Origin of the sequence: Algibacter sp. L3A6 (assembly GCF_009796825.1) — a bacterium.
Lineage (GTDB): Bacteria > Bacteroidota > Bacteroidia > Flavobacteriales > Flavobacteriaceae > Algibacter.
On sequence record NZ_CP047030.1, the window covers coordinates 664,194 to 674,264 of the forward strand.

Here is a 10,071-nt window from a genome sequence, read left to right on the forward strand (position 1 = left end):
ACTAAAATACAAATGTAACAATTCTAACAGATTACAAAAGCTGTTTTAATAAGTCTTTAATTTCACTGAGCATCATTGCTGTTGCTCCCCAAACTATATGCCCGTTTAAATTGAATGCAGGCACCTCGACTTCAAGGCTATACGAGGTTTTTACTGTTTTTTGAATGACTATTTTTTCATCTAAAAAATGTTGTAATTTTATTTCTATAATGGCTTCTATTTCATCATCTTGTTTAATAAAACTAGGTTGATTTTGCAAAACACCAATAAACGGGTGCACATAAAAGTTACTTGGCGGAATATAAACCTCAGTTAATTCTCTAATAACCTTAATGTTTTTGATAGGCACACCAACCTCTTCAAAGGTTTCGCGAACCGCAGCGTCTTGCAACGATTTATCGCTAGGTTCTAACTTTCCGCCAGGAAAGGCAACTTGCCCTGAATGTGCCCCTTTGTAAACTTTCCGAAGTATTAAAACAAAGGTTGTTTCGTTTTTATCATTAGGATAAAATAACGCTAAAACACCCGCTTTTTTAGCCTTTTTAATAGCATCCTGCTGCTGTCTTAAAAGCTCTTGCCTAAAAGAAGGCACCATTTTAAACTGAGAAGCCTCGGCTGGTAGCGGTATATTTTTTATTTTTGAAATCGATTCTAAAAATTCATCAAAATTCATTGATATGCGTATAGGTTTGCTTTTGTGTTTCTTTTTTTTATTTCTGAATTGTGAAGATAAACAATCTAAGAAGAAAACGACAACAGAAACTGTAGTTACAAAAACCATAAAAAAAGACACCGTAAAAAAGAAAGAACCCGCTTTTGAAAAGTTAGATTCCAAAAGTGCTATGGAGTTTTTTCTAGAATATGATAAACACCATAAAGAGAATAAAGTACGTATAACAACCGATTTTGGAAGTTTTGATATTTTACTTTACAATGAAACTAAATTTCATAGATCGAATTTTATATTTTTAACGAAACAAAAATACTTTGTAGATACACAGTTTTATCGCGTTATTGATGATTACATGGTGCAAGCTGGAAACAGCGATGATGTGAAAATTTCTAAAAAGCGAGGAAAAATTGGTAAATACTTGCTTCCGCCAGATACTAAACGTGGTTTTAAACATGATAGAGGCGTTATTTCGATGCCAAGTAGCGCCATTGAAAATCCACATAAACTAGCGTCGCCGTACGAGTTTTTTATTATTCAACAACATGGTGGATCGCATTTTCTAGATGGCGATTATACTGTTTTTGGGCATGTAACTCGAGGTATGGATGTTATTGATAAAATTGCAGCAGTAGAGACCGGTAAAGGTGATTGGCCTTTACAGAATATATATATTCGTGATTGTGAAATTATAGAATAACCACTTGTTATTTCGCTCTTAATTTTAGTTCAAAAACAAAACACTAATAATACAGGAAGTACAATACCTATAATTGATAAAGGATGCTTAATAGTATAATTTACTAGGCTGCTTTGGGTTAATTTAAAATACCTTATTTCTAAACCTAAAAACAGAATATAAAGCCACAAATAATAGTAAAACGCATAATAGAGTGCAAACAACCCTGATTTATCAATCACTTTAAATACCATAAATAGAATTGCAGCTAAAATATTAACCACTCTAATAATTTTTGTTGTGGTGAATTTTTTAAATTCCTTATGGTTCTTTCTTTCCATAAAATTGTAATCAAGCTTTCATTTAAAATACATCCTTTAAAGAACCAAGAGAATAACTTTTATCAAAAAAAAAATCTATTCTACAGGAAAATCGAAATATGTTTTAGGAAATGGTTCCCAACGCAATGTAAAATGCCACCACTCTTTTGAGTAATTTCTAAAACTATGCTTAAGCATAACTGTTTGAAGTTTTTGTCGATTTTCTTTTTGTTTTTCTGATATGTGTGGATAATTTACCCACGAGGCTTCTCCGAAAAAATCAAAAGGACTTCCCATATCTAAAACTTCACCTGTACTCCCATCTAGCAAAGTTAAATCTAAGGTACTACCTCTACTATGTCCCGATTTAGTTGCTATATATCCCGCTTTAAATAATGTTCGTTTTTTAACTTCAGGATAAAAAATTGTTTTATTTATTGTATCATTTAAATCCCGAGCCCAACGCATAAAATGGTTTACACCTTGTTGTGGCCTATAACCATCATAGACTTTTAAGCATAAGTTTTCATCTTCCAACTCTTCTTGCACCAAACGTAAAGCTTCCGCTGCTTGTTTTGTTAGTATTAATCGATTAGAATTATAACCATCTACGGGTTGCCCAACAAAATTGTTATCGGTGTTGTAGCGTAATTCTACATGCAAATCTGGTATAACTTCTTTTACATAAACAAAACCTTCTGGCAATTGAGCAAATGAAACCACAGAAGAGAGTAAAACGAGGTAGAGATATTTAAAATTCATAATAGCGAAGTTAGCTAAAATAATGTTTCACTAAAAATTAGGCATAAAAAAAACCGAGTTCCCTCAAACTCGGTTTTCTATCATTTGCTTTAGTATTATGAGGTTAGATTTGGGATTCCATTTCAACAACATAATGCAAATACTAATTAATTAATCCATTGATCTAAAAAATGTGTTATTTAGAACTATTCAAATATATAATTTAGAAATGTAATAGAACGACTAAATACATATCAAATCGATGAAATACATTAAATTTTAACATTTATAGATGAAATATTTAAAATCACCGATTAAATACGCCTTTTTTAATTCTAAGAAATCGAAAAATAAAACATTATAACACAAAAAAAGCACCCGAAAACGGATGCTTTTTTTCTAACTAACCAATCAAAATATGAGTTACAACTCTACAGTTTAAAGTAACCACTCAATAAACTTTTACATAAAGTGTAACGTTTAATGTAAAAGCAAACTGCGTGCCAAACTTTATACATGTATCTTTTTTTTAGATAGTTTTAACTAAAATAATTCAATTATGGGCATTAGTATTTAAAATATAAAAGTGAGATATTTGCTTAACTAAAAAAAAGCATAATTATATATGAATAGAGTACTTGTATTATTACTAGTTTGTTTATTGGTTTCTTGCGGAGAAGAACAACACGATTTAACTGTTAAAGGCCATATAGATGGTTTAAAAAAAGGAACTGTTTATCTTAAAAAAGTAAAAGATTCTACGCTTATTAATGTAGACTCTTTAGTTATAAGTGGAAATCCTAATTTTGAATTACATAGTACATTAGAGTCTCCAGAGGTTTTCTTTTTATTTTTAGATAAAAACAGCAAGAGAGAAGATGGTATTTCATTTTTTGCAGATAAAGGTGTTACAGAAATAAACACATCTCTTAAAAATTTTATGTACGATGCTAAAATTACAGGATCGGAACAACAAAAAGTACTGGAAGATTACAAAACCATGATTAGCCGATTTAACAATAGAAACTTAGATTTAATAAAAGAAAAGTTTGATGCGCAAATAGCTGGCGACACGACTAAGTTAAAGAGCGTAGAAAAGCAGTATAGCACCATTTTAAAACGCAGATATTTGTTTACGGTTAATTTTGCACTAAACAATAAAGACAGCGAGGTTGCTCCTTATTTAGCTTTAACCGAAATATACAATGCTAGAACAAGTTTACTAGATACTATTAATGTATCGTTAACCGATAAAGTAAAAGCATCTAAATACGGAAAGGAATTACAACGATTTCTTGATGAGATTAAGGCCGCTGAAAAAGAATAGCAAACCTTACTTTTTAAGCATAAAAAAAGACCTTTCAAATTTGAAAGGTCTTTTTTATTTTTAAGAGCCGATGGAGGGACTCGAACCCACGACCTGCTGATTACAAATCAGCTGCTCTAGCCAGCTGAGCTACATCGGCTTTTTTAACGAGTGCAAATATAGTATCTATAATTAGATATGCAACATTTATGTCAAAAAATTTATCCTAAATTGTTAATTTTTTCGATTAAAGCCAATCCTTTAGTCTCTAACTCTACGTTAATAGCCTTAAAATGCGCTTTTGCATTATCATGTTTAGCATTTAATTTAACTATCAATTCGTCGAAAGTAGCTATTGCTTCATCAATAATTGCTTCACTTTGCTTAGTATCTTTATCTGTGTTTGCGTATTCCCAAACATATACTGCTTCTATAATATCACCTAAAACATAATTAATGTCCTTTTTTAGGTTTCTAACATTTGCCATTTTAATTGCTTTTAAATTTTTTACAAAATTAAACATAAACTTCTAAACCGTTTACATTTTTAGTACTATTTTAATAACGTACTGCTATTACTACACTATAAGTTGATTTTCATTCTGCTTTAAAAGCAGAAACTCCATTTTATTTACCCGAATAGGTTACAAAATTTCGTGGTGTTTCATAAAGTGTAATCTCCAAAGCTAATTTAGTATCCAGCTTAGGCTTTAGTTTATTGTAGATTACCACAGCTATATTTTCGGCTGTTGGGTTTAAATCTTTAAACTCGGGAACTTCTAGGTTCAGGTTTTTATGATCGAGTTGATCTTCAACTTCTGCTTCTATAAGGTCTTTTAAAACTTTCATATCCATTACAAAACCAGTTTCCTTATCTATTTCACCGGTAACACTAACTATAAGTTCGTAGTTATGCCCATGAAAATTAGGATTGTTGCATTTACCAAAAACGGCATCGTTTTTTTCAAAACTCCAATCTTTGCGATACAATCTATGTGCCGCATTAAAATGTGCTTTTCTGTTAACTGTAACTTCCATATTAAGATATATTTATATGCTCGTAGAATTTTTCGAAAATAATTTTAAACCATTCTGTATATTCTTCTGGGTGTTTAGCCATATCGTCTTTAACATCTTCAACAAGCATCCATTTCCAACTTTCAACCTCATCAGGGTTTATAACAGGTGCATCATTATAATGTCCAACCATAATATGGTCGAATTCATGCTCTGTTAAACCATTATCAAAAGGTGCTTTGTATATAAAAGATGTTGTTTCCTTTAACTCAGCAACAAAGCCCATTTCTTCTTGCAAACGTCTTTTACCTGCTTGTAAATTACTTTCACCATCGCGTTGATGACTACAACACGTGTTAGTCCAAAGCGCAGGAGAATGATATTTAGTTAATGCACGTTGTTGTAACATTAACTCATTTTTATCGTTAAAAATAAATACAGAAAATGCACGATGCAAAACTGCTTTTTCATGAGCTTCCATTTTTGGCATTAATCCAATTTGCTCATCTTTTTCGTTTACTAAAACAACTTTTTCTTCAATCATAGAACACAAAAATACCAACTAATTTTTAAAAAAAAGAATAATACTTATTTAAACGGAAGAAGCCAACGTGCCAATGTATCCCTAAAATGAATGGATAATGATAATTACAAGGGGATTATCCTTTTTAAAATTTAAAACCTTACAATAAATGTATTTTTACGGCTATATTTGCAATCGCTTTTCAACATAAATTTATGAGTTTTTTAAAAGAAATACAACGCAGACGAACTTTTGGTATTATCTCGCATCCTGATGCTGGTAAAACAACCTTAACAGAAAAACTATTATTATTTGGTGGAGCTATACAAGAAGCTGGAGCCGTAAAAAGTAATAAAATAAAGAAAGGTGCCACGAGTGATTTTATGGAAATTGAACGTCAGCGTGGAATTTCGGTGGCAACCTCTGTACTTGCTTTTGAGTACAATGGTATCAAAATTAATATTCTAGATACACCTGGTCACAAGGATTTTGCTGAAGATACTTTTAGAACACTTACCGCTGTAGATAGTGTTATTGTTGTTATTGATGTTGCAAAAGGTGTTGAGGAACAAACGGAAAAACTAGTTGAAGTTTGCCGTATGCGAAACATCCCTATGATTGTTTTTATCAATAAAATGGATCGTGAAGGTAAAGATGCTTTCGATTTATTAGATGAAGTTGAACAAAAACTAGGTTTAAAAGTAGCACCTTTAAGTTTCCCAATTGGTATGGGTTACGATTTTAAAGGTATCTATAATATTTGGGAGAAAAACGTTAATTTATTTAGTGGTGATAGTAGAAAAGATATAGAAGAAACTATTGAAATTTCGGATTTAGCATCACCAGAATTAGATAAATTAATTGGAGAAAAAGCAGCCAACACACTTCGTGAAGAGATTGAACTTGTTGAAGGCATTTACCCAGAGTTTAACAAAGAAACGTACCTTAATGGTGAGCAACAACCTGTATTTTTTGGTTCTGCCTTAAATAATTTTGGAGTTCGCGAATTGCTAGATTGTTTTGTTGAAATTGCACCAAAACCGCGACCAAAGCAAAGTGAAGAGCGTTTAGTAAAACCTGACGAAGATAAATTTACTGGTTTTGTATTTAAAATACATGCCAATATGGATCCAAACCACAGAAACCGTTTGGCCTTTGTTAAAATTGTTTCGGGAGAGTTTAAACGTAACGCACCTTATTTACATGTTCGCCATAATAAAAAAGTAAAATTTTCTAGTCCGAATGCCTTTTTTGCTGAAAAGAAAGAAATTGTAGATATCTCCTACCCTGGTGATATTGTTGGTTTACAAGATACAGGAACTTTTAAAATTGGTGATACTTTAACAGAAGGTGAAATTTTAAACTATAAAGGTGTACCGAGTTTTTCTCCAGAACATTTTAGATATATTAATAATGCCGACCCATTAAAATCGAAACAACTTTTTAAAGGTATCGACCAATTAATGGACGAAGGTGTAGCGCAATTATTTACTTTAGAACTTAACGGAAGAAAAGTAATTGGAACGGTTGGAGCACTTCAATATGAAGTTATTCAATATAGACTAGAACACGAGTACGGCGCTAAATGTACCTACGAGAATCTTAATGTGTTTAAAGCGTGCTGGGTTGAACCAGAAGACCCTAAAAACGATGAATACAAAGAATTTGTGAGAGTAAAACAACGTTTTCTTGCAAAGGATAAACAAAACCAATTGGTGTTCTTAGCCGATTCGTCTTTCTCTTTACAGATGACACAACAGAAATACCCAAGTATTAAGTTTCACTTTGTTTCTGAATACTCTTAAAATATATTAGTATAAAAAAAAGCCACTTTTAAAAAGTGGCTTTTTTTTATGTTTTATATTTTGCTCTTATTTATCTAAGCAAGACTTTCCGTTTATACTAGTTACTATAAACTCACTTCGTCTATTTTTATTATGTTCTTCTTCTGTACAAGTAGATCGGTTATTAGAATCGCAATCACAATGGTTTATTAACTGAGATTCGCCATAACCTTTAGCCGTTAATCTGCTAGCCTCTATACCTTTACTTATTAAGTAGTTTTTAGTAGATTTAGCTCTATTGCTAGATAGTGTCTCGTTGTAAGCATCGGTACCTCTACAATCTGTATGACTACGTATATCAATTTTCAAAGTTGGATATTGCTTCATTAACACCAATACCTTTTGTAAATCGACCTCAGCATCATATCTAATATTATACTTATCAAAATCGAAATAAACCACAGGAATATCTAAAATCTTAGCTAAATCGGCACATGGTGTAATGGCCTGAATATCGATTTCCAAATTCAAATCAATCACCATATCTTCTGTACCCATTAAGGTTACAAAATTCTTTTCGTCACCAATATAATCCGTCTTTTCTGCACGAATTAAAAAAGGTTCATTACAAATTAACTTAGAAAAACTATACGCTCCTGCCTGATCTGCAATAACAGTTTCTATTTTATCTCCAGATTTGGAATATAATGTTACCGTCGCTTCTGCTAGTAATTCTTGCGTATTTTTATCTAATACAGTTCCTGTTACAATTTGCTCACACTCTATCGCTTTAAAACTATAAATATCATCATCGCCTTTTCCGCCTTCTCTATTTGATGTGAAGAAACCTTCTTTTGTTCCTAAATTTTCATAGTAACCAAAATCGTCTTTAGGACTATTTATTGGCTTTCCTACATTTTCAACAATTAAAGGTTGATTACTTTCACGCTTATTTTCAAAATCTCTAACTACATAAACATCTAAACCTCCTAAACCTGAAAGTCCGTTTGATGAAAAATACAAATCACCTGTTTCATTTATAAAAGGAAACGTTTCTTGAGCCTCTGTATTTATAGAAGCGCCTAAATTTTCAGGTTTACCTAAAGTACCATCTTCTAGGATATCGACTTCATATAAATCGGATTGACCAATAGTTCCTGGCATATCGGAAGCAAAGTACATTTTTGTTCCTCTTACATTAATGGTTGGGTGTGCCACACTATAATCACTACTATTAAAATGAACAGATTCTACATTACCCCAATCTCCATTTACGTTTTTTGTAGCTTTAAATATTTTTAATCTATTTACACCTTCATCATCTTTTTTATAGCGTTTTTTGTAATAGTTGTTTCTAGTAAAATACATCACTTCATCATCTGGAGTAAAAGCAGCTGTAGACTCGTGGTACTTTGTATTAATATCCTCATTAAAGGCTACCACGTTTTTATAAGAGCCATCACCTTGTTTTGTTGCTTTGTATAAATCTAGGTAAGGTTGCTTATTCCATTGGTATATTTTTTCTCCTAATCTTGAAGAAGCAAATATTAATTCATCTTTATATTGATTCGTTCCAAAATCTGATTTTTCGGTATTCAAATCCAAATTTGAAACTTCTAAATCTCTACTTAGCGATAAAATAGACTCTAAATAATCTTTTTTACCCGCAAAAGCTTTTCCTCTTAAATCATCTTTATTAGCTTCATAAAATTTTTGCATCCAAGCATCAGACTCTTCATAAGATTCTGTTGCTTTTAATGCTTGAGCATACCTAAAGTAGTATTCACTATCTAAAGCGGTCTCTCCAACTTCTTCAAAAAGTTTGCCGTACCATTTGGCAGCTTCTTTCATTTCATTATTAAAATATAATGAATTGGATAATTTTTGTAATAGCGTAACCGATGTGTAACCATTATTAGCTACTTCAAGTAAAATATCACTTGTTTTTGCGTACGAAAAATTATCGTAAGCTTTATTTGCTTTTTGATAATCGGCCTTTTGCGAATAACTAAGTACTGCACTTAGACTTAAAAATATAGTTAGTATGTGTATTTTCATTTTCATAAAGTTAGGCTTTAAAAGAATCTTGGGGATAATAAACGTCCTGCTTTTCGTAATTCGAAACGTAGCATAATTTCGTGAGAACCACTATTGTAGTTATTTAAACCCGTGGTTGTTAAATCGTATGCATAACCTACGTATAAACCATCTGATATTTGAAAACCAGTAAGTAAACTTACAGAATCGTCCCAACGCCATGCTAAACCAAGCGTTAATTTTTCTCTATACAATCCATTTAATGATATATCGCCAATTACCGGTGCTCCAGAAACGGCTTTTATAAATGCTGAAGGTTTCAGTTTTAAATCATTATTAATATCGAATACATAACCTGCAATGGCATAAAAATTTATACGCTCTGTAGCTATCGATTCTATAAAATCATCATAATGATCTGTGGTTAATAAATTAGGTGCAGAAACGCCTAAATACCATTCTCTATTGCTGAGATACACACCAACACCAACGGTAGGAGATAATCTACTGACATTTTCATTAAATAAAGGGTCTGAGGTTTGATACTGACCTTTACTCCAGTCGGTACTTAATTGATGAAGTCCTGCTTTTACTCCAAACGATAGCGTTGTATAATCGTAATCCAAAGGTATGCTATAACTTAAATTAGCATCAATATAGGTTTCTTCTGCTGGTCCTAAGGCATCATTTACAACAGATAGCCCTATACCAATACGCTCGTTTCTTAACGGTGAATGAATACCTAAAGTTTGTGTTTTTGGAGCTCCATCGATACCAACCCATTGTGTTCTATATAAACCTGTTATACTCAAAACTTCTCTTTGCCCTGCATATGCTGGGTTGATACTCATGGTGTTATACATATATTGAGTATACTGCGGATCTTGCTGCGCAACGGCATCTAAACTACTAAATATGATTAAGCATATTAATAATAGAAAAGACTGCGTATTTAATTTAAATTCTTTCATTTTTATAAAATCTATTTCTTAAA

The 10,071-nt window shown here is 31.8% G+C and carries 11 protein-coding genes and 1 tRNA gene; 3 read left to right on the forward strand and 9 right to left on the reverse strand.

Annotated features, from left to right (window positions below; translation table 11 throughout):
* Window positions 1-31: 31 nt before the first annotated feature.
* The gene (locus GQR98_RS02760; protein ID WP_159018180.1) at window positions 32-673 is read right to left on the reverse strand and encodes an NUDIX hydrolase; all 642 of its coding nucleotides are present in this window, start codon (window positions 671-673) and stop codon (window positions 32-34) included.
* A 4-nt stretch (window positions 674-677) separates the two neighbouring features.
* Here GQR98_RS02760 and GQR98_RS02765 point away from each other — a divergent pair, with 4 nt between their 5' ends.
* Complete coding sequence (locus GQR98_RS02765) at window positions 678-1,370, forward strand: peptidylprolyl isomerase (RefSeq protein ID WP_159018181.1); 693 nt, start codon at window positions 678-680, stop codon at window positions 1,368-1,370.
* A 29-nt stretch (window positions 1,371-1,399) separates the two neighbouring features.
* Here GQR98_RS02765 and GQR98_RS02770 read toward each other — a convergent pair whose 3' ends face one another.
* Together GQR98_RS02770 and GQR98_RS02775 are read right to left on the reverse strand one after the other, a co-directional pair.
* Entirely contained in the window at window positions 1,400-1,690 is a 291-nt protein-coding gene (locus tag GQR98_RS02770; RefSeq protein WP_159018182.1) for a hypothetical protein, read from the reverse strand.
* A gap of 75 nt (window positions 1,691-1,765) precedes the next feature.
* Window positions 1,766-2,431: a M15 family metallopeptidase gene (locus GQR98_RS02775; protein ID WP_159018183.1), complete on the reverse strand. Its 666-nt coding sequence runs from the start codon at window positions 2,429-2,431 to the stop codon at window positions 1,766-1,768.
* Window positions 2,432-3,035: 604 nt separating this feature from the next.
* Between GQR98_RS02775 and GQR98_RS02780 the strand changes: the two genes are divergently transcribed.
* Window positions 3,036-3,737 (forward strand): DUF4369 domain-containing protein, encoded by a 702-nt coding sequence (locus GQR98_RS02780; RefSeq protein WP_159018184.1) that lies wholly within the window; start codon window positions 3,036-3,038, stop codon window positions 3,735-3,737.
* 65 nt (window positions 3,738-3,802) lie between these two features.
* On the opposite strand, the gene GQR98_RS02785 is transcribed toward GQR98_RS02780, so the two are convergent.
* The 4 genes from GQR98_RS02785 to idi all read right to left on the reverse strand — a co-directional run bounded on the left by GQR98_RS02785 (window position 3,803) and on the right by idi (window position 5,277).
* A tRNA-Thr gene (locus GQR98_RS02785) sits at window positions 3,803-3,876 on the reverse strand.
* A gap of 61 nt (window positions 3,877-3,937) precedes the next feature.
* Window positions 3,938-4,204, reverse strand: a complete 267-nt coding sequence (locus tag GQR98_RS02790) for a hypothetical protein (protein WP_159018185.1) — start codon at window positions 4,202-4,204, stop codon at window positions 3,938-3,940.
* A 139-nt stretch (window positions 4,205-4,343) separates the two neighbouring features.
* Window positions 4,344-4,754: a 6-pyruvoyl trahydropterin synthase family protein gene (locus GQR98_RS02795; RefSeq protein WP_159018186.1), complete on the reverse strand. Its 411-nt coding sequence runs from the start codon at window positions 4,752-4,754 to the stop codon at window positions 4,344-4,346.
* Window position 4,755: 1 nt separating this feature from the next.
* A complete protein-coding gene (gene idi / locus GQR98_RS02800) occupies window positions 4,756-5,277 on the reverse strand; it encodes an isopentenyl-diphosphate Delta-isomerase (protein ID WP_159018187.1) in 522 nt (173 codons plus the stop codon).
* A 194-nt stretch (window positions 5,278-5,471) separates the two neighbouring features.
* Between idi and GQR98_RS02805 the strand changes: the two genes are divergently transcribed.
* Window positions 5,472-7,061, forward strand: coding sequence for a peptide chain release factor 3 (locus GQR98_RS02805; RefSeq protein ID WP_159018188.1), 1,590 nt, complete (start codon window positions 5,472-5,474; stop codon window positions 7,059-7,061).
* A gap of 66 nt (window positions 7,062-7,127) precedes the next feature.
* Here GQR98_RS02805 and GQR98_RS02810 read toward each other — a convergent pair whose 3' ends face one another.
* On the reverse strand, window positions 7,128-9,098 hold the full coding sequence (locus GQR98_RS02810; protein ID WP_233268067.1) for an OmpA family protein: 1,971 nt from the start codon (window positions 9,096-9,098) through the stop codon (window positions 7,128-7,130).
* Between the two features lie 17 nt (window positions 9,099-9,115).
* Window positions 9,116-10,048: a type IX secretion system membrane protein PorP/SprF gene (locus GQR98_RS02815; RefSeq protein ID WP_159018190.1), complete on the reverse strand. Its 933-nt coding sequence runs from the start codon at window positions 10,046-10,048 to the stop codon at window positions 9,116-9,118.
* Window positions 10,049-10,071: the final 23 nt, after the last annotated feature.